This is a genomic window from Mesorhizobium sp. WSM4823 (assembly GCF_055811195.1).
Window position 1 is genome coordinate 371,136 of sequence record NZ_JBVVQL010000003.1, and the last position, 24,023, is coordinate 395,158.

The window sequence follows — 24,023 nt, forward strand, 5'->3', positions numbered from 1 at the left end:
TGGAAGGCGTTCCTATGAGCGGGCTTCACCTGCGCTCTGAGCAGGATGATGGCCTCTGGCCTCCTGCAGCGCGACGTTTTGGGGGCCGAAGATGATGAAGCTGATGACGGCAAGAGCAAGAACGCCGATCCCGCTATAGAGCATGACCCAGCCAAAACCGTTGACCAGGGCGGCATGCACGATGGCGCCGGACGGATCGAGGGTCGCGAGCTTGGGCGAGTGTTGCGAGAGGCCGTCCAGATTTCCGGCGGCGATCTTTTCCGCCAGCGCGTGCAGTTCAGTCGGACCCAAGGCCGGGCCCAATGCGTCGCGCAGATAAGAAACAATCCCCTGCGTCAACAGCAAGCCCACCACCGCGATGTTGATGGCGAGCGTGATCAGCCGCGCGCTGATATCGATGCCCGAAGCCATGCCGGCACGATCCGGCGACACTGAGCCGGTCGTGGTGTTGGTGGTCGGCGAATTGGTCAGGCCGATGCCGATGCCGGCAATCAGCGTGCCGGGCAGCATGGTCAGCCAGTTGGCTCCGTCGAGCCCGGAACCTATCCACATGGCAATAAAACCGATCCCCAATGTCAGCAACCCGAGCGGGATCGCCACCCGCGCCTGATAGCGGGCGCGCAAGCGCTCGGCGATCGAGGACATCAGCATCAGGGGAAGCGTGTAGACGAGCAGCAACAGGCCGGTCGTGGTGCTGCCGTAGCCGAGAACTCCCGAAAAATAGATCGGCAGATAGATGATGAACGGCCAGTAGCTGAAATTCATGCCGATGCCGCCGATGATCGCTCCCGAAAACTGGCGAATGCGGAACACCGAGAAATCGAACATCGGATAGGGATTGATTTTTTCGGCAACAAGGAACGCGATGAAGGCCAGCACGGCCGCGCTTGCCACACCGATGCGGGCGCCAGAGCCGAGATCGGCCCCTTGCGTGATCAGATAGGAGAAGCCGAACACCGCAAGCGAGAGCGTCAGGATGCCGGTCCGGTCAAGCTTCTGGGCATTGCGATCGGATGATTCGGTGACACCGGCGCCGATGAAGACCAGGGCAAGGATGGCGAGTGGCACGTGGATGAGGAACACCCACTGCCAGTTCGACAGCGTTACGATCAATCCGCCAATGGCGGGACCAAAACCGAGCCCGATGCCCGAGAGGACGCTCCACGCGACGAAGGCCTTGCCGCGTTCACTGCCGTCTTGGAACTGGTGGGACAGCACCGCCACGCTGCAGGTGAACATCGCGCCGCCTGCAAGGCCTTGCAGAAAGCGCGCGACGATCAGGAGTGGAGCGCTCGGTGCGAGACCGCATAGCAGAGAGGCGAAGCCGAAGGCGACGGTGGTGATCACCATCACGCGCTTGCGGCCGAAACGGTCGGCCAATGTCCCCGTCGCCATCAACACCGTCGTGCAGGCAATGGTGTAGGCGTTCATGATCCATTGCAGATCCTTGAAGTCGGCGGCGAGCACGCTTTCCAGTTTCGGAAGGATCACCGGGACACTGGAGATTTCAAGGCCAAACAGCAGCGAGGCAAGGCAGGCGCCTGCGAGTGCAACGGTGTTTCGGTCAGTTTGAAACGTCATATCGATCACTTTCCATCGGAGCATTCAGAGGGGCTGCGAGCGGCACCTTTAACTGCGGCCGACATGACATAGACGAGGCTTGACTATGAAAAAAGGCTATGCGTTTCTATTTCAGAAATGACAAAATGGAATGATCGTAATGACCAGCCTTGATGTCGACGCCGTGCGCACCTTCGTCATGGTGGCCGACCTGCAGAGTTTCACCCGGGCGGCTGCCGCGATGGGGAGCTCCCAGGCGACGATCAGCGTCAAGCTGCGGCGGCTCGAAGAAAAGCTCGGCGCGCGTTTGATCGAACGAACCCCGCGCCGTGTGGCTCTATCCGCAAGGGGAGCGGTCTTCCTTCCCGCGGCCCGTGAATTCCTTGCCGCCCATGAACGCGCCGTCGCGGAGTTTTCCGCGGCGCCGTGTCGGCTTGCTCTCGGTTTTGTCGATCATGTAGCGGGGCCTAAGCTTTCCACACTGATAGCCCAGCTTCATGCCCATGATCCGTCGCTCGCGCTCAACATAAGGATCGACACCAGCTCGATGCTGGAAGGAGCTTTCGATCGCGGCGAGCTCGACGCTGTGATCGTGCACCAGGAAGATGACAGTCGACGCGGCGAAGCCCTGTCGCGCACCCACTATGGCTGGTTCGCGGCCCCTGCCTTCGAATGGCGGCCCGGAACGCCATTGCGCCTGGCCCTTTTGAGCACCGTATGCAATTGCCCAGACCGCCTGAGGGCGGTTGAGGCGCTGGATAGGGCAGGCATTGCCTGGAGTGAGGCTTTCGTGGGCGGTGGCGGCGCGGCCGTCAACATCGCGGTATCGGCCGGCTTCGCCATTGCCGCCCTCGCCCACCGTGTCGTTCCCCCCGGCTTGGTCGAGGTGGGCCGCAAACTCGGCCTGCCGCCAATTCCGTCTTCGGAGATCGTTTTGCACTCGCACGCTTTGGCGCCGCGGGCACGAGAGGCGCTGCGCATGCTCGCGACCGCTTTTCGCGAGTATAATTTGCCGGCGGGATAGGCAAAGATATTCCTGACCCCGATTCTATTGGGATGGATCGGGTTGCAGACCTCAGAGGGAAATGAAATGACCGAGATCACCGTCCGCCCACTTGTACAATCTGACCATGCCGACTGGCAGCGTCTGTGGACCGCCTACCTCACCTTCTACGAAACCAAGCTGCCGGAGGACGTCTACGCCGTCACCTGGAAGCGCCTGTTCACGGCAGGCGAGTTCGAGCCGAAAGGTTTCATCGCCACCCTCGACGGCAAGGCGGTCGGCTTGACGCACTATCTCTACCATCGCTCCTGCTGGTCCCAGGTAAACAACTGCTATCTCCAGGACCTGTTCGCCGACCCGGGTGTGCGCGGCAAGGGCGTCGGCGCCGCCCTGATCGAGGCGGTGAAGCAGGAAGCCGGCAAGATCGGCGTCAAGAACGTCTACTGGATGACCCACGAGACCAACGCCACCGCGCGCAAGCTCTACGACTACGTGGCCCGCCGCACGGGCTTCATCGAATATGATTTGATGTGATGAACACCGACGATTGAAATCGCCACTGTTGCGCAATATATTGCGCAGGATCAGGAGTGCCGTGCCGCTGATCGAGACCAACACGCGCAAGATCGTCACGAGGCTTTTACGCGACGGCTGGGTGAACGTAGGCGGCGGCAAGCATGAGAAGTATGAGCATCCGCAGAGGCCGGAGATCATGATCATCGTGCCGCGGCATCGCGAACAATCTCTGGGCGTCGCGCGGTCAATCGCCCGGCTTGCCGGATGGATTTAAGGACGAATCATGACGCACTATGTCGGAATTCTTGATGGCGCAGATGATGTCTGGGGAGTGCGGGTGCCCGATCTTCCCGGATGTCACGGCGGTGGCGCAAGTCCCGAGGAGGCGATAGCCGATGCGACCTCCGCCGTTCGCGAATGGGCCGAGGCACGAAAGGCGAAGCACTTGCCCCTGCCCGGCTCGCGCACGATGGCAGACCTGCTCCGACTGGGCGAAATCGATAGCGCTGCCGGCGAATCTGCCGTGATGATCCCCGTGCTGATCGATTCCGGACGGCCTGTCCGGGCCAATCTGTCGCTCGACGCAGGTCTCTTGGCAGCAATCGACGAAGAAGCAGGTCGGCGTGGTCTGACGCGTTCAGCCTTCATCGCCAGCGCCGCTCGCGAGAAGATCGAAGGTCACAGATAAAGTCGGGCGATGTTCATCCCCTTCTTCCTCGAACTGAAGGCAGCGCGTGTTCCCGTCTCGCTCCGGGAATATCTGTCGCTGCTGGAAGGGTTGGAGGCGGGGCTGGTCGACTATGACGTCGAGGGGTTTTACTATCTCGCCCGCTCAGCCCTGGTGAAGGACGAGCGCCACATCGACCGCTTCGACCAGGTCTTTTCGCGTGTCTTCAAAGGCGTCGAAGCGCTGGCTGGCGAAAACGCGGTCGACGTCGAAAACATTCCGGAGGAATGGCTGCGCCGGCTTGCCGAAAAGCACCTGACCGATGAGGAGAAAAAGCTGGTCGAGGCGCTCGGCGGTTTCGAAAGGCTGATGGAAACGCTGAAGAAGCGGCTGGAAGAACAGAAGGGCCGCCACCAGGGTGGCTCGAAATGGATCGGCACCGGCGGCACCTCGCCTTTCGGCGCCTATGGCTACAACCCTGAAGGCGTTCGTATCGGCCAGCATGAGAGCCGCACCCGCCGCGCGGTGAAGGTCTGGGACAAGCGCGAATTCAGGAATTTCGACGACACCGTCGAACTCGGCACCCGCAACATCAAGATCGCCCTGAAGCGCCTGCGCCGCTGGGTGCGCGAAGGCGCCGAGGAGGAGTTCGACCTGCCCGGCACCATCCACGCCACGGCCGAACATGGCTATCTCGACGTGCAGACGCGACCTGAGCGGCGCAATGCCGTGAAGCTGCTGATGTTCTTCGATGTCGGCGGCTCGATGGACGACCACATCAGAAGCGTGGAGGAGCTGTTTTCAGCCGCCCGGGCCGAATTCCGCCAGCTCGAATATTTCTACTTCCACAACTGCCTTTACGAGGGCGTGTGGAAGGACAATCGCCGCCGCCATGCGGAGGTGATTCCGACCTTCGATCTCCTCCACAAATACGGTCCGGGCTACAAGGTGATCGTCGTGGGCGATGCCTCGATGAGCCCTTATGAGATCGCGCATCCCGGCGGCTCGGTCGAGCACTGGAATCCGGAGGCCGGCGTCGTCTGGCTCGGCCGTCTGCTGCAGCAATGGCCGAACTCGGTATGGCTCAACCCGGAAAATGAGAAACACTGGGGCTATACTCATTCGATCGCCATGATCCGCGACATCTTCGGCGGCCGCATGTTTCCGCTGACGCTCGCAGGACTCGAAGCCGCGACGAAACAGCTTTCAAGGAAGCACTGAGTGGATTTTCGGAACGCAAGACAGGAAGACCGATGACCTGTTTCCTCTGCCTGCAATGTGGCGTCCAGTTCGCGGCGGCAGCCGCGCCGCCGGACCACTGCCCGATTTGTGAGGACGAGCGGCAATATGTGCGTTGGGAGGGCCAGGCCTGGATCACGCCGGAAGAGCTCGCCGCCGGGCATCGGATCGTGATGAAAGACGACGCCGGCGTGCTCGCCTTCGGCGTTGAGCCGCGCTTCGCCATCGGTCAGCGGGCGTTGCTGGCGCAAACGCCGCACGGCAATGTGCTGTGGGATTGTATCTCGATGGTCAGCAACGAGGCGGTGGCAGAAATCAACCGGCGGGGCGGCCTGGCCGCGATCGCCATCTCGCACTGCCATTATTATTCGGCAATGGTCGAGTGGAGCGAGGCGTTTGGCGGGGTGCCGATTTACCTGCACACCGACGATCGCAAGTGGATCATGCGACCGCATCCGGCTGTTATCAGCTGGGAGGGCGAAACGCGCGCCCTAAATCCCTCGCTGACACTTATCCGTTGTGGTGGTCACTTTGCCGGCGGCCAGGTGCTGCATTGGAAACGCGACGGCGGCGACTCCATTCTGGCCGGCGACATCTTGCAGGTGACGCCGACCCGCCGCCATGTCAGTTTCATGTACAGCTACCCGAACTACATCCCGCTAAATGCGGCGAAAGTGCTCGGCATCAAGGCTGCGTTGGAGCCTTTCGAGTTCGACCATATCTATGGCGCATGGTGGAATCAGAACGTCATCGGAGACGCAAAGACGGCATTTGCAGCGTCGGTTGCGCGGTATCTCGCAGCGATCGCCTGAGGAATTCTTCGCGGCATCGAAAATATGGGCAAACGCTGTAACGAATGCCTATTTTAAGCGAAGTTGGGAAGGCAAACCCAAGTAGCGGCATGAGCTAAGAGGCAAAAGATGGATAGCCACACCTACCCCGTCACCCGCACCGATACCGAATGGCGCGCCCGGCTGACGCCAGAGCAGTATGCGGTGATGCGCAACCACGGCACCGAGCGGCCAGGCAGCTGCGCTTTGCTTCACGAGAAGCGCGCCGGCACCTTTTCCTGCGTCGGCTGCGACCAGCCCTTGTTCGAATCCAAGCTGAAATTCGAGAGCGGCACCGGTTGGCCGAGTTTCAACGACCCGGTGCCGGGTTCAGTCGAGACGACCGTCGATCGCAGCTACGGCATGGTCCGTACCGAATGCCACTGCGCCCGCTGCGGCAGCCATCTCGGCCATGTCTTCGAGGACGGCCCGCCGCCAACCGGCCTGCGCTATTGCATCAATGGCGTCGCGCTGAAATTCGAGCCGGCTGCCTGATTGCAATTCGACGGTGGCAAAGGACGGCTTCGGCCGCCCTTTGCGGGCGTCAGACCACCACCACCATTATCAGCCACAGCACAGCCCCGAGCGTCATCAGCGAAGCCTTGACGCCGCCGGATTTCTCGGCTGTCCGCCACACCGCAAAAGTCAGAAAGAAATTATACGGTACGGGCGCGAAATGCACCGCCAGAGCGAGAGCGAGCGGCAGCTTCAGCCCAAGGAGGATCAGCGCCAGCACCGAGAATACTATGTTGATCGCCGTGCCTACAAGCACAAGATCGCGCCAGAACAGCCGGTCGAGCGGGGCCGTGCCTCGCCAGCGCGAGCGGAAGAAGCCCGAAGCGTCGCTTGCCTTGCCGTCTTCGCCTCCGAAGGTGCCTGGCGTACTCATCGATGCGGCTTTCTCTCGTTCGAGCGCCGCAGAGATTTCCAAAGCAGCAAGCCTGTCAACGCAGGTCGACCATCGGCGCGCGCGCGTATGATTTGGCAGATTGTCATCAAACGGTCGTGAAACCTTTCTACGTCGCCCTTGTTGGCATCTCGGCAAAGACACCTTGCCGCCCCATCATCCAGTCGCCTGCCAAGGAGGTCTTGAGATGAGCGATAATGTCTACAACGTGCTGTTTCTTTGCAACGCCAATTCGGCGCGCTCCATCATGGGCGAAGCCATCCTCAATCGGATCGGTGCCGGAAGGTTCAAGGCCTTTTCCGCCGGTTCGCAACCGAAAGGCGAGGTTAATCCCTACGCGCTGCAGCTGCTCGAAAGCCTCAACTACGATACGAGCTTCGCTCGTTCGAAAGGCTGGGACGAGTTTGCCGAGCCCGGCGCGCCAGAAATGAATTTCATCTTCACGCTTTGCGACAGCACCGCGAACGAATCCTGTCCGATCTGGCCGGGTCATCCGATGACCGCGCTCTGGTCGATACCGGACCCATCCAAGGCAGACGGCACCGAAGCGGAACTGCACCTTGCCTTTGCTGACGCCTATCGCATGCTCAACAACCGCATCTCGCTTTTCACCAATCTGCGGGTGGATGCACTCGACCATCTGGCGCTGCAACAGCATCTCGACGAGATCGGCCGCGACACGCCCGAGCCGAACTAGGCTCAAGCGGCCGACAGGCAGGCGAAGTTACAAACTGGCTTCGCCACCGCCGCCCAGAACTTCGGCGACGGCGCGCTCAAAACGCGATGCTTCCGTCACCAGCCAGTCGGCCATGGCTGGCCAATTGTCCTCGGCATAGCAGTTCACCCGCCATAGCGAATTGATGCCGAGGCCCTCGCAACTCTGTTCCGGCCTGAGCTTCAACCTGTCTTCGATCGCCGGCTGGAACGGCTTCAACCGCGACCAGGCTCCCGTGGCACCGAACTTCTCGTTGCGGCCGAAGAAAACGCCGACATGGTTCTGCGCCGGCGCGACATACATGGAAAGGACCAATGCGAAATCGGGCAGCCCGCGCTGCCAGAACCAGGGTCCGCGCCGCGCCATCAGAGCCCTTTCTTCCGGATGCCGTTCCGCGAACAGCGTCCAGAAGCCGCGTTGGCGGAATTCAGAGGCGCGGCGGGCGCCAAAGTCGAATTCGCTCATGGCTCGACCCCGTTGAGCGCGCCGCGACCGGCGCCCAGGGCTGTTATCAGCCTTACACCATGCCGAGTGCGGCTTTGTAGAGGTCGAGGATCGATTCCTCCTCCTGCCGCTCGGCCTGGTCCTTCTTGCGCAGCCGGATGATCGACCGCATCGCCTTGGTATCGAAGCCGGTGCCCTTGGCCTCGGCGAACACTTCCTTGATGTCGTCGGCGATGGTCTTCTTCTCTTCCTCGAGCCGCTCGATACGCTCGATGAAGGCTCGCAGCTGGCCGGCGGCAACAGTCTGGCTGGTTTCGGTGATGTCGTCGGCCATTTTTTCTCCGCGTCGTTTTTCCATGCCGCGACTCAGGAACTATCGCGGCGAATTTGCAGCGGTTCGATGCCCGACCGGGGGCGACCGGTCAAGCTGTTATCGATGCGGCATGAAGGGTTGCCGCCAACTCTACCTGGGCAACATTTCTACCTTACCCGAAGGCGATCAGCAGATCCTTGGCGTCGATCTGGTCGCCGGCCCTCACCAGCACTTCGGCGATGACCCCATCACGCTCGGCATGCAATGCCGTCTCCATCTTCATCGCCTCGATCGACAAAAGCACGTCGCCGGCCTTGACCGCCTGGCCGGCGGCAACGGCAAGCGCCGAGACCACGCCCGGCATCGGCGCGCCGACATGTCCCTCATTGCCCGGCTCGGCCTTGCGCCGCGCCTTGGCGGCGGAGGCACCATGGGCACGGTCCGGCACCTTGACGCGACGCGGCTGGCCATTGAGTTCGAAGAACACGGTCACCATGCCCTTCTCGTCGACATCGCCGATGGCCAGGCAGCGCACCACCAGCGTCTTGCCTTTCTCGATGTCGACGAAGATCTCGTCTTCCGGCTTCATGCCGTAGAAATAGGTCGGCGTCGGCAGCACGCTGACTGGCCCGTAGGTTTCCTGGGCTGCGGCGAAGTCAGAGAAGACCTTCGGATACATCAGCCACGAGGCGAATTCGAATTCGCTAAGCTTGCGCTCGACCTTGTCCTCGATCTCCTTGCGGCTGGCCTTGAGATTGGCTGCTTTCAACAGAGAGCCAGGTCGCACCGTGATCGGCTTGTCGCCCTTCAGCACCTTCTTCTGCAGCGCCTCCGGCCAACCGCCGGGCGACTGGCCGAGATCGCCGCGCAGCATGGAAACGACCGAGTCCGGGAAGGCGATATCTTTGGCCGGATTTTCGACATCGGCAACCGTCAGGTCCTGGCTTACCATCATCAGCGCCATGTCGCCGACAACCTTGGACGACGGCGTCACCTTGACGATGTCGCCGAACATCAGATTGACGTCGTGATAGGTCTGTGCCACTTCGTGCCAGCGCGTCTCCAGACCGAGCGAGCGCGCCTGTTCCTTGAGGTTGGTGAACTGCCCACCCGGCATTTCGTGCAGGTAGACCTCCGAGGCCGGCCCTTTCAGGTCGCTTTCGAAGGCGGCATACTGGTTGCGCACCGCCTCCCAGTAGAACGAGATATTCCTGATCCATTGCGGATCGAGGCCCGGATCCCGCTCCGTGCCCTTCAGCGCCTCGACCATCGAACCCAGGCAAGGCTGCGAGGTGTTGCCAGACAGCGAGTCCATCGCGGCATCGATTGCATCGACGCCGCTGTCCACCGCCGCCAGCACCGTCGCCGCCGACAGGCCCGAAGTGTCGTGGGTATGGAAATGGATCGGCAGATCGGTCGCATCGCGCAGCGCCTTGAACAAGACGCGGGCAGCACTCGGCTTGAGCAACCCGGCCATGTCCTTGACAGCGATGATATGGGCGCCGGCCGCCTGCAACTCCTTGGCCAGCGCGACATAGTATTTGAGGTCGTATTTGGCTCGGGCCGGGTCGAGTATGTCGCCGGTGTAGCAGATCGCCGCTTCGATCAGTCTGCCCTCGGCGCCGACTGCATCCATGGCGACCCGCATATTGTCGACCCAGTTCAGACAGTCGAAGACGCGGAACAGGTCGATGCCGCCGGCGGCGGCCTGTTTGACGAAATGCTGAACGACATTGTCGGGATAGTTGGTGTAGCCGACGCCGTTGGCGCCGCGCAAAAGCATTTGCAGCAACAAATTGGGCGCTGCCTCGCGCACGAGCGAAAGCCGTTCCCACGGGTCCTCGGTGAGGAAGCGCATGGCGACGTCGAACGTCGCTCCGCCCCAGCATTCCAGAGACAAAAGCTGCGGCAGCGCGCGCGCATAGGTGCCGGCAATGCCGGCGATGTCATATGTGCGCACGCGCGTCGCGAGCAGGGATTGGTGCCCGTCCCGCATCGTCGTGTCGGTGACCAGCACCTCTTTTTGCGCGCGCATCCAAGCCGCAAATTTCTCAGGCCCCAGCGCGTCGAGCTTCTGCTTGCTGCCATCAGGCACATTGCCGTTGAGATACGGCACCATGGGCGCCGCTGCATCCGCCTTCGGCTGCGGCCGGCCGCGCGTCTCGGGATGGCCGTTGACGCTGACGTCGGCCAGGTAGTTGAGCAGCTTGGTCGCGCGGTCCTGCCGCTTCACGCTGGCGAACAGTTCCGGCGTCGTATCGATGAACTTGGTCGTGTAGGAATTGTCGGCGAAACTCGGGTGATTGATGATTGCTTCGAGGAAGGTAAGGTTGGTCGCCACGCCGCGGATACGGAACTCGCGCAGCGCCCGGTTCATGCGGGCGATGGTTTCGGCCGGCGTCGGCGCCCAGGCCGTCACCTTCTCCAGCAGCGGGTCGTAGAAGCGGGTGATGACCGCGCCCGAATAAGCGGTGCCGCCGTCGAGGCGGATGCCGAAACCGGTGGCGCCACGGTAGGCGGTGATACGGCCATAGTCGGGAATGAAATTATGCTCGGGATCTTCCGTGGTGATGCGGCACTGCAGCGCGTGGCCGTTGAGCCTGATATCCTTCTGCGCCGGCACGCCCGATTCTGGCGTGCCGATGGCGAAACCATCGAGGATGTGGATCTGTGCCTTGACGATGTCGATGCCGGTCACCTGCTCGGTGACGGTGTGCTCGACCTGGATGCGCGGGTTGACCTCGATGAAGTAGAATTTTCCGGTGTCGGCATCCTGCAGGAACTCGACCGTTCCGGCACCGATATAGCTCGTCTCGCGGGCGATCTTCAGCGCATGACCGCAAAGCTCTTCGCGCAGTGACATTTCGAGATACGGCGCCGGCGCGCGCTCGACCACCTTCTGGTTACGGCGCTGGATGGAGCAATCGCGCTCGAACAGGTGCACGGCATTGCCATGTGTGTCTCCCAACACCTGCACCTCGATATGACGGGCGCGCTCGATCAGCTTTTCGAGATAGACCTCGTCCTTGCCGAAGGCGGCTTTCGCTTCGCGCTTGCCCTCCGTCACCTCGCGGGCAAGGTCGGCCTCGGAGCGGATGGCGCGCATGCCGCGGCCGCCGCCACCCCATGACGCCTTCAGCATCACCGGATAGCCGACCTCCTTAGCCAGTTTCTTGACCGCCTCCATGTCGTCCGGCAAGGGCTCGGTGGCGGGGATCACCGGCACTCCGACCTCGATCGCCAGGTTGCGCGCGGCGACCTTGTTGCCGAGCCTGCGCATCGTATCCGGCTTCGGCCCGATGAAGATGATGCCGGCCTTGGCGCAGGCTTCGGCGAATTCAGGGCTTTCCGACAACAGCCCGTAACCCGGATGAATGGCATCGGCGCCCGAAAGCCTGGCGACGCGGATCACTTCCTCGATCGACAGATAGCTTTCGATCGGCCCCATGTCCCTGGTCAGATGCGGCCCGCGTCCGACCTGATAGCTTTCGTCGGCCTTGAAGCGGTGCAGCGAGTATTTATCCTCCTCCGCCCAGATCGCCACGGTTTTGAGGCCGAGTTCGTTGGCCGCGCGGAAAACGCGGATGGCGATTTCGGACCGGTTGGCGACAAGGATCTTCGTAATTGCCAAGGACAAGGCTCCAGACGCTGACGGGGAAGGGAACTGGCGCCATGATTAACGCGAAAATGCTGCAGCGCAAACAAAATCGGGCGGCGTTTAAACCGATTTAAATCACTTTTGGCCGTCGAACAGAACTCCAACGAAAAAATGCCCGGCGCGAAGCGCCGGGCATTCCGGAATTGTCGTCGTCGACAGGCTTACATCTTCTGGATGTAAGTGTACTTGCCGTCGTCGCCCTTCTTCCATTCGTACATGACATAGCCAGGCAGCGTCGGATCGCCCTTCGCGTCATAAGAAAGATCGCCGAGCACGGTCTTGAACGGGCCGTTGGCCTTGAGAGCCTTGGCAACTTCCTGCGGGTCGTTCGACTTGGCAGCCGTCGCGGCTGCCGCGATAGCCTGCATGGCGGCATAGGAGTAGAGCGTGTAGGCCTCCGGCTCGAAGCCCTGCGCACGGAACTTCTCGACGAGTTCCTTGTTCGCCGGGATCAGACGCGGATCCGGGCCGAACGTGTTCAGCGTGCCCGCGACCGCATCGCCGGCGATCGAGGCAAGCTCGTTCGACACGATGCCGTCGCCGGAAACCAGCGTCGCCTTGAGGCCCTGGTCAGCCGCCTGGCGGATGATCAGGCCGGCTTCGGTGTGCAGACCGCCCCAATAGATAATGGAAACGCCAGCTTCCTTCATCTTGGCGATCAGCGCCGAGAAGTCTTTGTCGCCGACATTGACGCCTTCATACATGACTTCCGTCACGCCGGCGGCATTCATCGCCTTCTTGGTCTCGTCGGCAAGGCCTTGGCCGTAGGTCGTCTTGTCATGGATGACCGCAACCTTGGCGTCCTTGAAGTTCGTCGCCAGGTAAGCGCCGGCGATGCTGCCCTGCTGGTCGTCGCGTCCGCAGGTACGGAACGTGTTCCACAGGCCACGCTCGGTGAACTGCGGGTTGGTCGCGGCCGGCGTGATCTCGAGGATACCGTTTTCCGCGTAGACTTCCGATGCCGGGATCGAAACGCCCGAGTTGAAGTGGCCGACCACGAACTTGACGCCGTCGCCGACGAACTTGTTGGCCACCGAGATACCCTGCTTCGGATCGGAGACGTCGTCGCCAACAGAGAGCTTGATCTGCTCGCCATTGATGCCGCCCGCCGCATTGATATCGGCGACCGCCTGTTCGGCGCCCTTCTGCAACTGCGCGCCGAAGGCGGCGTTCGGACCGGTGATCGGACCGGCGACGCCAACCAATATGTCAGCCCACGCGCTGCCGCTGAACGCGACGAGCGCGGTCAGGGCGACGGCGGACAAAAGTGATTTTCTCATGTAAAACGCTCCCATTTACAGAGTGGGCGTGAATGATGCTTTCATGCGATGCCCACTTTTACTCGCAGAAAGGGTACTTTGCCGATTTTCAGGCACTTGTCACGCCGATTCATCCCCGAAACGACGTTAATGATGAACATCAACCTTTTGGTTTCCAGCTCAAAAGCGATGCTCTTTCGTAGAGCCAATTATACTGTGTCACCATCTGGTTGGTGCGTGTGTATTGATAGCCGATGAAGCCTAATATCATCAGGACGATGGTGTCGACTATGTAGTACTGCAACGAGAACATCGTGCCGTCGAACAGCGCGTGATGGATGAATCTTACGACGATGCCGAGGCCAAGCAGATAGGCAAACAACTGGATGAGGCTGCGCCACGTCTGGGCGCAGGCCTTGCCCGTCATCCATGCCGCCCAACCGCCGAGCAGGCAGGTGACGAAGAAGAACTGCCAGACCGAGGGTTCCTCGTAGAGAATGCCCTGCATGATTGATGTCTCCTGAACTCAGTGATGGCCGCCTTCGAGATAGGCGGCGCGCACGTCCGGATCGGCGAGCAGCTCCTTGCCGGTGCCGCTCATCGTCACATTGCCATTGACCATGACATAGCCGCGCGTGGCGAGCTTCAGCGCGCCGAAGGCGTTCTGCTCGACCAGGAACACGGTCAGTCCCTGCGTGCGGTTCAGCTCGCGAATGGCGTCGAAGATCTGCTTGACGATCAGCGGCGCCAGGCCCAGCGATGGCTCGTCGAGCAGGAGTAGCTTCGGCCGCGCCATCAGCGCACGTGCGATCGACAGCATCTGCTGCTCACCGCCCGACAGCGTGCCGCCGCGCTGGGCAATGCGCTCCTTCAGCCGCGGAAACAGCGTGAACACCTTCTCGACGTCCTCGTCGTAATGCTTGAGGTTGTCGAGGCTGGCGCCCATCTGCAGGTTTTCCATCACCGTCATGCGCGGGAAGATGCGCCTTCCCTCCGGCGACTGGGCGATGCGCATGCGCGCGATTTCATGGGTCGGCATCTGGGTTATGTCGGTGCCGGCGAAGGTGATGGTGCCGGCCCGCGCCCGTGGAGCACCAAAAATGGTCATCATCAGCGTCGACTTGCCGGCGCCGTTGGCGCCGATCAGCGCCACGATCTCACCCTGGTTGACGGTGACGTCGACGCCGTTCAGCGCCCTGATGTTGCCGTAATAGGTCTGGACGCCCTTGATGTCGAGCAGCGTTGTGCCGGCCATCATTTACGCCCTCCGCGCTTGCCCGCCGCAGGCGCATCTGCTTTGCCAGTCTTTCCGGAAGCACGGCCGGAGGGATGGCTCGTCTCCACCGTCCCGGCATCGACGCGGCGCGAAAATTCCGTCTCCTTGCCGGCGGCAAGAAGCTTGGCCTGGCCAATCCAGTCCTCGCGCGCAATGCGTCCGTCGAAGGCGAGATAAGCCTCGACGGCCTCAACGTCGGCTTTCTTCCATGCCGCGATCTGGTCGAAATGAAAGATGCCGTGCTGGTTGAGCTTCTTCTCGTTGACCGTGCCAATGCCCTTAATGCGGGTCAGATTGTCGGCCTTTCCGCCACGCGGTGCTGCGAGCCGGTTCGAAACGCCGGCGGCCTTGGACTTGGCAGGCGCTTTGGTGCTTGGCTTTGCCGCGGAGGGTTTTGCGGCAGAAGATTTCGCGCTGGGCTTGGCTGCCGCCGGGGAGGCCGCCTTGCTTGCTGCCGCACTCGACCTCGCATCGAACTGCCCGGCTTTCGAGGCGCCCTTCGACACCGTTACGCGTTCACCCTCGCTATGGCCGACCGTGTCGGTCACCGGTCCGGCGAAATAGGACGATGACGTGCCCGGGCCGTGCGCCGAATCCGGACCCGTATCCAGTTGCTCGATGACGTCTTCGTCGCCGACCTCGGTCAGCACCGTCTCGACTTCCTCGTCCTCGACGCCGAGATAGGCGGCGATGACACGCGGATCGGTGCGTACCGCCTGCGGACTGCCATCGGAAATCTTGCGCCCGTATTCGAGCACCACGACATGGTCGGAAATCTGCATGACCACCGCCATGTCGTGCTCGATGAGCAGGATCGAGGTGCCCGTGTTGTCCTTGATGTCCATCAGCAGCGCGTTGAGCGCCATCGATTCTTTCGGGTTGAGACCGGCGGCCGGTTCGTCGAGGCAGAGCAGTTCCGGACCCGTGCACATGGCCCGCGCGATCTCCAGACGCCGCTGCGCGCCATAGGGCAGGTCGCCGGCCGGATCGTCGGCTCGATCGAGGAGATCAGCCTTTTCCAACCAATGCTTGGCGAGCTCAATCGACTCGGCCGACGCGGTTCGGTAGCCGCTGAAGCCGAACAGGCCGAGAATGGTATAGCCGGACGCCTTCATCAGCTTGTTATGCTGCGCCACCAGCAGATTCTCCAGCAGCGTCATGCCCGAGAACAGGCGGATGTTCTGGAAGGTGCGTGCCACCTTGGCGCGCGCCGGAATCTCGTGGTTAGGCAGGCGTTCGAGCAGATAGCTCGAGCCGTCGCGCCGATTGAGCGTGATCATGCCTTCCGACGGTTTGTAGAAACCGGTGATGCAGTTGAACACGGTGGTTTTGCCGGCGCCGTTCGGCCCGATCAGCGCGGTGATCTCGCCGCGCCTGGCCTGGAAGGACAGGTCGCCGATGGCGACCAGACCACCGAACTTCATCGACAGATGGTCGACCTGCAGGATGGCGTCGTTCATGCCCGGGTTGGCTTTCTGAATCGAGCTCGCATCACTCATCAGCCGTGGCCCTCCTTGGTGAAGGAGCCGGATACGGCCCTGCGCTCCTTGAGGAAGGCGGTCGGTTCACGGCTGCCGACGAACCCGCGCGGTTTCCAAACCATGACGATGACCATGGCCATGCCGAACAGCAGCATGCGGTAGAGTTCCGGCGTGAAATCCGGACCGAACACCTGCTTCAGGAAATCGAGTTCGCGTAGCACCTCGGTGCCGCCGATCATCACCATCGCGGCGACGGCAATGCCGACCAGCGAGCCCATGCCGCCGAGCACGACGATGGCGAGGATGATCGCCGATTCCAGGAAGATGAAGGATTCCGGGCTGACGAAACCTTGCCGCGCGGCGAAGAACGAGCCGGCGAAGCCGCCAAACATGGCGCCGGTGGCAAAAGCAGTGAGCTTGGTGGTGGTGGTGTTGATGCCGAGCGAGCGGCAGGCGATCTCGTCCTCGCGCAGCGCTTCCCAGGCGCGGCCGACGGGCATGCGCCTGAGCCTTATCGTAACGAAGGCGGTGAGCAGGCAGAGCCCGAGGATCAGGTAGTAGAGGAATATCTTGTAGTAGGCGCTCGACGTGGCGATGTCCAACACCTTGGCGATATAGTTAGGATCCGAGACGTTGAACGACATCAGCCCGAAGAAGGTGACCTTCGGGATGCCGGAGATGCCGGCCGAACCATTGGTGACCTCACGCCAGTTGATCAGCACAAGGCGAATGATCTCGCCGAAGGCCAGCGTCACGATCGCCAGATAGTCGCCGCGCAGGCGCAGCACCGGAAAGCCCAGAAGCACGCCCCAGAAGGCGGCCATGGCGCCGGCGGCCGGCAGCAGGATCCAGAACGACAGGCCAAATTGCGTGCCGAGCAGCGCATAGGCATAAGCGCCGACGGCGTAGAAGGCGACATAGCCGAGATCGAGCAGGCCGGCGAGGCCGACGACGATATTCAATCCCCACGCCAGCATCACATAGATCAGGATCTGGATGCCGAAATTATCGACCCATTTCAGTGAGCCCTGAAAGCCGCCCGCCATCGATCCGCTGTACAGCGCCAGCATCAGCACGACGACGACAGGATAAATCGCCAGTGCGGCGATGCCCAGTACCGAGAAGTGGGCATGGATGAAGCTACGGAAATAGAACAGCACCGAGGCGAGGGCATAGATGATCGCCAGCGCTCGCGCAAACCGCGCATAACCGGCAAGACCAGGGCCCAGCAAACCATCGAGGGAGCCGGCCAGAACAGCCAGCACCGCCACTACGGCGATGGCTGCGATGAAATAAGGCAACCGGAAGAATCGCGTCGCCACGCTGTCCGGCAACAGGCCGGTGGCGATATCGGCAATCTTCTGTTTGGCCAGGAAGGGCTGGCCATAGGCCACATAGACAAAGCGTCCGACCATGGTCAGCACAACCACCGTGAAGAGAAGCCACCAGCGCTGCACAAGGATCAGTTCGTTCGAGATGTTCTGATCGGTCCTCAGGCCGATGAACAGCACGAACAGCCCAAGCGCGATGGCGCCGGCATAAAGCGCCTCGCGCGTGGCGCGCTGCACAGGGGTGGCGACGACGTCGCGCTCCGGAGATAGGGTGCCGGCCATGATCTCAGACCTTTTCGACTTCTGGCCGGCCCAGAATGCCGGAAGGCAGGAAGATCAGGACGATCGCCAGGATGGAGAAGGCGGCGACGTCCTTGTAGTCGATCGAGAAATAGGCCGACCACATGCTCTCGATGAAGCCGATCATCAGCCCGCCGAGCACGGCGCCGGGCAGCGAGCCGATGCCGCCGAGCACGGCCGCGGTGAACGCCTTCACACCGGGTGTGAAGCCGTCGGAGAAGGCGATGACACCGTAATACATCAGGAACAGCGTGCCTGCGACGGCGGCAAGAGCCGCGCCCATGACGAAGGTGATCGAGATGGTGCGGTCGACGTCGATGCCGAGCAGCGCTGCCATCTTGCGGTCCTGTTCGCAGGCTCTTTGCGCTCGACCAAGCGACGTCTTGTTGACCAGGTACCAGAACAGCGCCAGCAGCAGCGCGGTAACGATGACGATGATGATCTGCTTCAGCGACACGCTGATGCCGTTGATGTTGTAGACTTGGCTGACCATCGGCGGGATCGGCTTGTTGCGCGGACCCTGCGTCACCTGGACGAAGTTCGACAGTGCGATGGACATGCCGATCGCGGTGATCAGCGGCGCCAGCCGGAACGAACCGCGCAAGGGCCGGTAGGCCACCTTCTCGATCGTCCAATTATACAGGCTGGTCAACAGCATCGCGACGATCATCATGACCAGCAGCGCGATCACCACCGGAACCGAATAGAACAACGCACCGAGGATGAGGAAAACGATAAGGGCGGTGAAGGCGCCGATCATGAAGATGTCGCCATGGGCGAAATTGATCATGCCGATGATGCCGTAGACCATCGTATAGCCGATCGCTATCAGCCCATAGATCGATCCCAGCGTCAGCCCGTTGATAAGCTGCTGGACAAAATACTGCATGCTGTCGTTGCTCCCCTGGAATGTCGCCCATGCAGACGCATTCCTTTTCGTATTTCCCCTAGTCGTAAAGTTTCGAGCCCGGATTGCAACGTGATTTTTTAATCGTCATGCGTGATTTTGAAGCACGCAATCGGATTGCCCGTTCTTTTCCCTTCCGGCCTCTGGACTATCGCGGAACCTATCATTGGCATAACGCAATGTCTTTGACGATTCGGCGTCGATATGCACCCCTTTTCGAAGGAATCGTCGTCAAAATAAGTTGAAGAGCGGGATCATTGCGCCACCGAGGCGGTCGATCTTCGCGTTCCTTTGCTTTCCCCTAGGTCAGGATCGCCTCTATTTGACGATGAATCCGTGCGCGAACGGATCGCGGTCGTCGATGAAGATCGTGTTCAATCCGGTCATCTGGGCCCAGCCGCCGATCGAAGGAATGATTGCCGGCTTGCCTGCCACCGTGACCTCCTTCTCGACCCTGCCCTTGAACAGCGAGCCGATGATCGATTCATGGACGAAATCCTCGCCGGCCCTAAGCTTGCCCTTGGCGTGAAGCTGCGCCATCCGGGCCGAGGTGCCGGTGCCGCAAGGCGAGCGGTCGATCGCCTTGTCGCCATAAAAGACGGCGTTGCGCGCATCCGCCTGGCTGTCGGTCGGCGCACCCGTCCACAGCATATGCGACAGCCGGCCGATGCCGGGATTCTCCGGATGCACGAAAGAGTATTTCTCGTTGAGCCGCTGCCGGACCACCGGGCTCCAGGCGATGAGGTCGCCGGCGGAATGGTCGGCCATGTCGCGATAGTTCTTCTGCGGCTCGACGATGGCGTAGAAATTGCCGCCATAGGCGACATCGACACTAATCTCGCCGAGCTCTGGGCATTCGACGGTCAGCCCCTCGGCATGGAGGAAGGACGGCACGTTGGTGATGCGCACCTCCTCGACATGGTCGCCGACCTGCTTGTATTCGGCGGTGACCACGCCGGCCGGCGTGTCCAGCCTGAGCATGCCAGGTGTCTTCGGCTTGATCAGCCCGTGCTCGATGGCCATCGTCACCGTGCCGATGGTGCCGTGACCGCACATTGGCAGACAGCCCGACGTTTCGATGAACAGGATGGCGATGTCGCAGTCAGGCCTTGTCGGCGGATAGAGGATCGAACCGGACATCACGTCGTGGCCGCGCGGCTCGAACATCAGCCCGGTGCGGATCCAGTCATACTCGGCCAGGAAATGCGCCCGCCGCTCCATCATCGTCGCGCCCTGGAGCAACGGTCCGCCGCCGGCGACAAGCCGTACCGGATTGCCGCAGGTGTGACCGTCTATGCAGAAGAAGGAGTGGCGCGCCATTCTAGAGATCCCGTCAGAAGCGGTTCGGAGAAAACGGAGAAAGATCAAACACCGGATTTTGGCCGAGAATGAGATCGCGGATCAAGCGTCCGGTGGCAGCCGCCTGGGTCAGGCCAAGATGGCCGTGGCCGAAGGCATAGACGATGTTGCCGCTCTGGCTGGCGCCGCCGACTACCGGCAGCGAGTCCGGCAGCGATGGCCGGAACCCCATCCATTCGCGGCCGCCGGCCGGGTCAAGCCCCGGCAGGAATTGTCGTGCCTTGTCGAGCAGCGCTTTCGACCTGTTATAGTTGGGCGGCCGCTTAATGCCGCCGAGCTCGACCGCGCCGCCGACGCGCACACCGGTTTCAAGCGGCGTGATGACGAAGCCATGCCCGGAGAAGATCAGCATCCGCTTCACGTCGAAGGCGCTCTTCGGCAGCGTCGTGTTGTAGCCGCGCTCGGTTTCGAGCGGGATGCGGTCGCCGAGATGTTTCGCCAGGAGATGCGACCACGCGCCAGCGGCGATGACGAGGTGCTTTGCTTGCCGCACCGTGCCATCGGCCAGTGTCAATGTCGCGCCATGCTGGCCCGCTTCGACCCGGTCGATACGCGCTTTTTCGAAACGCGCGCCCTTGGTCTCGGCATAGCCCCAGACCGCCTTGCCAAGCAGCTTGGGATCGGCAACCGTCTTCCACTGCGGCACGAAAGTGCCCTTGACGAAACGCGGCGATAGGCCCGGCTGCAAGGCGGCGAGAGCATCGCCCTCGACATGGCTGAAGCCGATGCCGAACCGCTGCCTCGCCGTCCAGCCCGGCAGCGACGCCTTGAATTCGGCCTCGCTCTCGTAAAGTTCGAGCGAGCCGTCCTCGCGCAGCATGTTTGTCGTGCCCGAGCGCGCCATCAGCCCGGCCCATTCGGCCTCGGCGAGCCGCATCATGCCTGCCTGCGCCGCGAGGCTGGCCTCGTAGCGGTCGCTTCGTCCGGCGCGCCAGAAGCGGACAAGCCAAGGCAGCAGCGCCGGCAGATAAGCGGGTGGGATGCTGAGCGGGCCGAGCGGATCGGCAAGCCATTTCGGCAGATGCCTGATCATCCCTTTGTGGGCCAGCGGCAGCACATCGGAAAAGGCCAGGGCGGCGGCATTGCCGGAACTCGTCTCCTCGCAGATCCCCGTCCGATCGAAGATGGTGACGCTTCGTCCCGCCTCCGCCAGACAGGCCGCTACACAGATGCCGATGATGCCGCCACCGACAATGGCGATGTCCAATGTCCGGTTTGGCGCCGTCACTATTGGATTTCTCCAGGGCTGAGGGACTTTGTCATCAATGGGTTTTCCCGGTCGGACCGAACGGCCACCCAGCCGAGGCTTTGATAGAATCCTTCTGCCTCCTTGGCGGCATTGACCTCAAGCTGCTCCAAACCAACGCGGCGGGCATAGCTCTCGACTTCCTGCATGAGAATCCGGCCCAGGCCGCGCCGCTGCAGATTCGCTTCAATGGCGACCAGCCTGACAACGCCGAAGCGCGGACCGGTAACGTCCAGTCTGGCAGTGCCTACTGGCGTGCCTTCGTGCATGAGGAGCAGTGGGTGATTGCTCGCAAGACGGTCGTCCGGATGCCGTTCGTTATAGCCATCCAAGCCTCGGTCCTCCCAAAGAACCCGTCTGCGAATACGGTGATATGCCGCCCAATCTCCATCACTTTCGACCCGCTTGAGATAGACCCGAGACGGCATACAACCTGCCTCAAAACGTCGGCAGCGTCGGCCGCACCGCCAGCGCATCCCTGACGATTTTTTCGACCGCCCTGCGGCGCTCGCCCGACAGCGGCTGGCGCGGCATGCGCACGCGATCGTTGGTGTTGATCGCCAAGACCTCCGCGAGCTTGATGTTCTGCACTAGATAGGTCGACACGTCGAGATCGAGCAGCGGCCGGAACCAACGGTAGATTTTCAGCGCCTCCTCGCGGCGGCCCTGCTTCATCAACTGGTAGATGGCAACCGTCTCGCGCGGAAATGCGGTGACCAGTCCCGCCACCCAGCCGATGGCGCCGACCGACAGCGCCTCGAATGCCAGATTGTCGACGCCGGTGAACAAATCGTAGCGGTCGCCGAAGCGATTGATGATTTCGGTCGAGCGGCGGATGTCGTCGGAGGACTCCTTGATGGCGACAAAACGCGTGTCCTTCGCCAGCTCCTCCATCTGATCGACGGTGACGTCGACGCGGTAGGCAAGCCGGTTCGAATAGATCATGACCGGCAGGTCACCGGCCTCGGCGACAGCGCGCAGCGCGGCGACCGTCTCTTCGGCGTTGGTATGATAAATCGGGCTCGGCACCACCATCAGCCCGTTGACGCCCTCTTTCGCGGCGCGGCGCGCGATCGCCGCCGCCTCGCGCGTGCCGGCTTCGTTGACCGTCAGCAGAACCGGCTTGTTGCCGGCGATCTTCTGCGCCGTCTTCAGCACCTCGATCTTCTCGTCATGCGACAGCATCGGCCCCTCGCCGAGCGAGCCGCAGACGATGATGCCGTCGCAGCCGGCCTCCATCTGCAGGGCGAAACAACGCTCCATCTCGGCGTGGTCGAGGTGGTCGTCCTCGGTGAACTTGGTCGTGACGGCGGGGAAAACTCCGGTCCACATAGCGGTCTCTCCAACTGATATATCAGCCGTATATTTGTTAAGAAACGGACTGTCAACGCGGAATCCGCTATGATATATGCAAAATATATCAGGAGGCACCGATGGCCCTGTTGGAAGATATATCTCGCTCTGAGCCCGTGGCGGCAAAAGCCTACCGCGTGCTCGAGCATATGATCGTAACGCTCGAACTGGCGCCTGCAAGCTTCATCACCGAGGGCTCACTGATCGACAGGCTGGGACTTGGCCGCACGCCGGTGCGCGAAGCGATCCAACGGCTGGCTTGGGAGGGGCTGCTCGATGTCCGGCCGCGTGCCGGCATCGCCATTGCCCCGCTCCATCCCGGCGACTGGTTGCGCGTTCTCGATGCACGGCGTGGCATCGAGGTGGTTCTTGCCCGCTCGGCCGCCCGCTTCGTCACCCGCGAGGCCGCCGACCTGTTTCACGATGCGGCGCTGGCCATGCAAAAAGCGGTGATATCAGGCAATGTGCTGGCCTTTATCCAAGCCGACAAAGCTCTCGATGAGGCGCTGGCGCTGGCTGCCGACAACCCGTTCGCCGCGCGGCTGGCAGCCCCATTGCAGACCCACAGCCGCCGCTTCTGGTTCCGCTATAAGGCCGATACCGGGCTGGCGGAATCGGCCGAGCACCACGTCGCGCTGATCCGCTCTATTCTCGCCGGCGACGAAGATGCCGCCGCCAAGGATGCCAAGCGCCTGATGGCGCTGCTGCGCGGCCACGCCGAGACGGCCGCCACGCGCTAGCATTTGTAGCCAAGTGGAATCACTTGGCGTCGCAGAAATGCGGGCCCGTCCCGCTCCAAGCGGCTCAGGTGCCTGGCAGCGCCGCTGTCGTCAGTCCGCTCTCCCAGCCTTCACCCACCGAAACCACGCAGCTTTGACCGCGCGTGTCGCTGGCGAGAATGGTCCAGGTGCCCTGATCGGACACGAAGACTTCAACGATCACATTCGGATTGACGACACCGAGCGCGGTCGGACTTTCGTGGAACTTTTCGCCGAGCGCTTTGATCATGTCGGCTCGGGCCGCACATTGTTCGGCCGCCATTGCCGGGGCTGCGGAAAACGCCGCAGCCGCGGCGCAAAGTGCCGTCACCATAAGACGTGTCATCTGACACCTCCTTGCGCCGACCGATCCCCCGAGCTGTCGCCAGCGCTGTTGGTTGATCTGCCGCGCGTCCTTCGCGGCAGGATTGCAAGTTAAGACGTCCGCTGCCCGCCTGGTTCCATCACATTAGCGTTCAGAAATATACAGGTCGCGACAGGGCGGTAAAAAGGCCGGTTTCTGGCCGGGCCTTTTCGTCTCCAGTCTTAACCTGGATCAGTAATGGTACGGCTAAGTTATCGTCGGAATGACGAACTCGGCGCCGTCCTTGACGCCCGCGCGCGCGCCGCAGCCAAAGGCGAGGACGCGCAAACAAGGAACCGTCCGGCTAATTCATCGTCGGGATGACGAACTCGGCGCCGTCCTTGACGCCCGCCCGCGCGCCCGCAGCCAAAGGCGAGGACGCGCAAACAAGGAACCGTCCGGCTAATTCATCGTCGGAATGACGAACTCGGCGCCGTCCTTGACGCCCGCCCGCGCGCCAGCAGCCAAAGGCGAGGACGCGCAAACAAGGAACCGTCCGGCTAATTCATCGTCGGGATGACGAACTCGGCGCCGTCC

The 24,023-nt window shown here is 61.9% G+C and carries 25 protein-coding genes; 9 read left to right on the forward strand and 16 right to left on the reverse strand.

The annotated features are described in order from the left end of the window. Positions 1 to 12: 12 nt before the first annotated feature. The gene (locus tag AC0L26_RS10530; protein ID WP_473632448.1) at positions 13 to 1,581 is read right to left on the reverse strand and encodes an MFS transporter; all 1,569 of its coding nucleotides are present in this window, start codon (positions 1,579 to 1,581) and stop codon (positions 13 to 15) included. A gap of 139 nt (positions 1,582 to 1,720) precedes the next feature. Here AC0L26_RS10530 and AC0L26_RS10535 point away from each other — a divergent pair, with 139 nt between their 5' ends. The 7 genes from AC0L26_RS10535 (at position 1,721) to msrB (ending at position 6,310) form a co-directional block, all read left to right on the forward strand. Next, positions 1,721 to 2,584 carry a LysR family transcriptional regulator gene (locus AC0L26_RS10535; RefSeq protein WP_473632449.1) on the forward strand — a complete coding sequence of 288 codons (864 nt, stop codon included), beginning with the start codon at positions 1,721 to 1,723 and terminating at the stop codon, positions 2,582 to 2,584. A 66-nt stretch (positions 2,585 to 2,650) separates the two neighbouring features. Beyond that, complete coding sequence (locus AC0L26_RS10540; protein WP_473632450.1) at positions 2,651 to 3,097, forward strand: GNAT family N-acetyltransferase; 447 nt, start codon at positions 2,651 to 2,653, stop codon at positions 3,095 to 3,097. A 61-nt stretch (positions 3,098 to 3,158) separates the two neighbouring features. Continuing rightward, on the forward strand, positions 3,159 to 3,353 hold the full coding sequence (locus tag AC0L26_RS10545) for a type II toxin-antitoxin system HicA family toxin (RefSeq protein ID WP_473632451.1): 195 nt from the start codon (positions 3,159 to 3,161) through the stop codon (positions 3,351 to 3,353). 9 nt (positions 3,354 to 3,362) lie between these two features. Then, positions 3,363 to 3,767: a type II toxin-antitoxin system HicB family antitoxin gene (locus tag AC0L26_RS10550; protein ID WP_473632452.1), complete on the forward strand. Its 405-nt coding sequence runs from the start codon at positions 3,363 to 3,365 to the stop codon at positions 3,765 to 3,767. A 9-nt stretch (positions 3,768 to 3,776) separates the two neighbouring features. Further along, entirely contained in the window at positions 3,777 to 4,967 is a 1,191-nt protein-coding gene (locus AC0L26_RS10555) for a vWA domain-containing protein (RefSeq protein WP_473632453.1), read from the forward strand. A gap of 32 nt (positions 4,968 to 4,999) precedes the next feature. Beyond that, the gene (locus tag AC0L26_RS10560) at positions 5,000 to 5,797 is read left to right on the forward strand and encodes an MBL fold metallo-hydrolase (protein WP_473632454.1); all 798 of its coding nucleotides are present in this window, start codon (positions 5,000 to 5,002) and stop codon (positions 5,795 to 5,797) included. A gap of 108 nt (positions 5,798 to 5,905) precedes the next feature. Next, positions 5,906 to 6,310, forward strand: coding sequence for a peptide-methionine (R)-S-oxide reductase MsrB (msrB, locus tag AC0L26_RS10565; protein WP_473632455.1), 405 nt, complete (start codon positions 5,906 to 5,908; stop codon positions 6,308 to 6,310). 49 nt (positions 6,311 to 6,359) lie between these two features. Here the strand turns inward: msrB and AC0L26_RS10570 are convergent, their stop codons facing one another. After that, a complete protein-coding gene (locus AC0L26_RS10570; protein ID WP_473632456.1) occupies positions 6,360 to 6,704 on the reverse strand; it encodes a hypothetical protein in 345 nt (114 codons plus the stop codon). A 205-nt stretch (positions 6,705 to 6,909) separates the two neighbouring features. On the opposite strand from AC0L26_RS10570, the gene AC0L26_RS10575 reads away from it, so the two are divergent. Beyond that, positions 6,910 to 7,419 carry an arsenate reductase ArsC gene (locus AC0L26_RS10575; RefSeq protein WP_473632457.1) on the forward strand — a complete coding sequence of 170 codons (510 nt, stop codon included), beginning with the start codon at positions 6,910 to 6,912 and terminating at the stop codon, positions 7,417 to 7,419. Positions 7,420 to 7,446: 27 nt separating this feature from the next. Here the strand turns inward: AC0L26_RS10575 and AC0L26_RS10580 are convergent, their stop codons facing one another. The 13 genes from AC0L26_RS10580 to AC0L26_RS10640 form a co-directional block, all read right to left on the reverse strand. Beyond that, positions 7,447 to 7,902, reverse strand: a complete 456-nt coding sequence (locus AC0L26_RS10580; protein WP_473632458.1) for a hypothetical protein — start codon at positions 7,900 to 7,902, stop codon at positions 7,447 to 7,449. Positions 7,903 to 7,954: 52 nt separating this feature from the next. Then, a complete protein-coding gene (locus tag AC0L26_RS10585) occupies positions 7,955 to 8,215 on the reverse strand; it encodes a DUF2312 domain-containing protein (RefSeq protein WP_023719653.1) in 261 nt (86 codons plus the stop codon). A gap of 151 nt (positions 8,216 to 8,366) precedes the next feature. Then, positions 8,367 to 11,825, reverse strand: a complete 3,459-nt coding sequence (gene pyc, locus AC0L26_RS10590; protein WP_473632459.1) for a pyruvate carboxylase — start codon at positions 11,823 to 11,825, stop codon at positions 8,367 to 8,369. A 188-nt stretch (positions 11,826 to 12,013) separates the two neighbouring features. Further along, the gene (locus AC0L26_RS10595; RefSeq protein WP_473632460.1) at positions 12,014 to 13,132 is read right to left on the reverse strand and encodes a branched-chain amino acid ABC transporter substrate-binding protein; all 1,119 of its coding nucleotides are present in this window, start codon (positions 13,130 to 13,132) and stop codon (positions 12,014 to 12,016) included. A 139-nt stretch (positions 13,133 to 13,271) separates the two neighbouring features. After that, positions 13,272 to 13,619, reverse strand: coding sequence for a DUF6867 family protein (locus tag AC0L26_RS10600; RefSeq protein ID WP_473632461.1), 348 nt, complete (start codon positions 13,617 to 13,619; stop codon positions 13,272 to 13,274). Between the two features lie 18 nt (positions 13,620 to 13,637). Beyond that, positions 13,638 to 14,366 (reverse strand): ABC transporter ATP-binding protein, encoded by a 729-nt coding sequence (locus AC0L26_RS10605; protein ID WP_354493007.1) that lies wholly within the window; start codon positions 14,364 to 14,366, stop codon positions 13,638 to 13,640. Then, a complete protein-coding gene (locus AC0L26_RS10610) occupies positions 14,366 to 15,886 on the reverse strand; it encodes an ATP-binding cassette domain-containing protein (RefSeq protein ID WP_473632462.1) in 1,521 nt (506 codons plus the stop codon). Before AC0L26_RS10610 ends, AC0L26_RS10605 begins: the two co-directional genes overlap by 1 nt. Continuing rightward, positions 15,886 to 17,481, reverse strand: coding sequence for a high-affinity branched-chain amino acid ABC transporter permease LivM (gene livM, locus AC0L26_RS10615; protein ID WP_473632463.1), 1,596 nt, complete (start codon positions 17,479 to 17,481; stop codon positions 15,886 to 15,888). The genes AC0L26_RS10610 and livM overlap by 1 nt, the downstream gene beginning before the upstream one ends. 4 nt (positions 17,482 to 17,485) lie before the next feature. Further along, a complete protein-coding gene (locus AC0L26_RS10620) occupies positions 17,486 to 18,388 on the reverse strand; it encodes a branched-chain amino acid ABC transporter permease (RefSeq protein ID WP_354492700.1) in 903 nt (300 codons plus the stop codon). Between the two features lie 336 nt (positions 18,389 to 18,724). Then, positions 18,725 to 19,726: a 4-hydroxyproline epimerase gene (locus tag AC0L26_RS10625; RefSeq protein ID WP_473632464.1), complete on the reverse strand. Its 1,002-nt coding sequence runs from the start codon at positions 19,724 to 19,726 to the stop codon at positions 18,725 to 18,727. A 13-nt stretch (positions 19,727 to 19,739) separates the two neighbouring features. Further along, the gene (locus AC0L26_RS10630) at positions 19,740 to 20,993 is read right to left on the reverse strand and encodes an NAD(P)/FAD-dependent oxidoreductase (protein ID WP_473632465.1); all 1,254 of its coding nucleotides are present in this window, start codon (positions 20,991 to 20,993) and stop codon (positions 19,740 to 19,742) included. Continuing rightward, positions 20,993 to 21,343 (reverse strand): GNAT family N-acetyltransferase, encoded by a 351-nt coding sequence (locus tag AC0L26_RS10635; RefSeq protein WP_473632466.1) that lies wholly within the window; start codon positions 21,341 to 21,343, stop codon positions 20,993 to 20,995. The genes AC0L26_RS10630 and AC0L26_RS10635 overlap by 1 nt, the downstream gene beginning before the upstream one ends. A gap of 106 nt (positions 21,344 to 21,449) precedes the next feature. Further along, the gene (locus AC0L26_RS10640; RefSeq protein ID WP_473632467.1) at positions 21,450 to 22,343 is read right to left on the reverse strand and encodes a dihydrodipicolinate synthase family protein; all 894 of its coding nucleotides are present in this window, start codon (positions 22,341 to 22,343) and stop codon (positions 21,450 to 21,452) included. 101 nt (positions 22,344 to 22,444) lie between these two features. Between AC0L26_RS10640 and AC0L26_RS10645 the strand changes: the two genes are divergently transcribed. Further along, positions 22,445 to 23,104, forward strand: a complete 660-nt coding sequence (locus tag AC0L26_RS10645; RefSeq protein WP_473632468.1) for a GntR family transcriptional regulator — start codon at positions 22,445 to 22,447, stop codon at positions 23,102 to 23,104. Positions 23,105 to 23,168: 64 nt separating this feature from the next. Here the strand turns inward: AC0L26_RS10645 and AC0L26_RS10650 are convergent, their stop codons facing one another. Continuing rightward, entirely contained in the window at positions 23,169 to 23,468 is a 300-nt protein-coding gene (locus tag AC0L26_RS10650; RefSeq protein ID WP_473632469.1) for a hypothetical protein, read from the reverse strand. Positions 23,469 to 24,023: the final 555 nt, after the last annotated feature.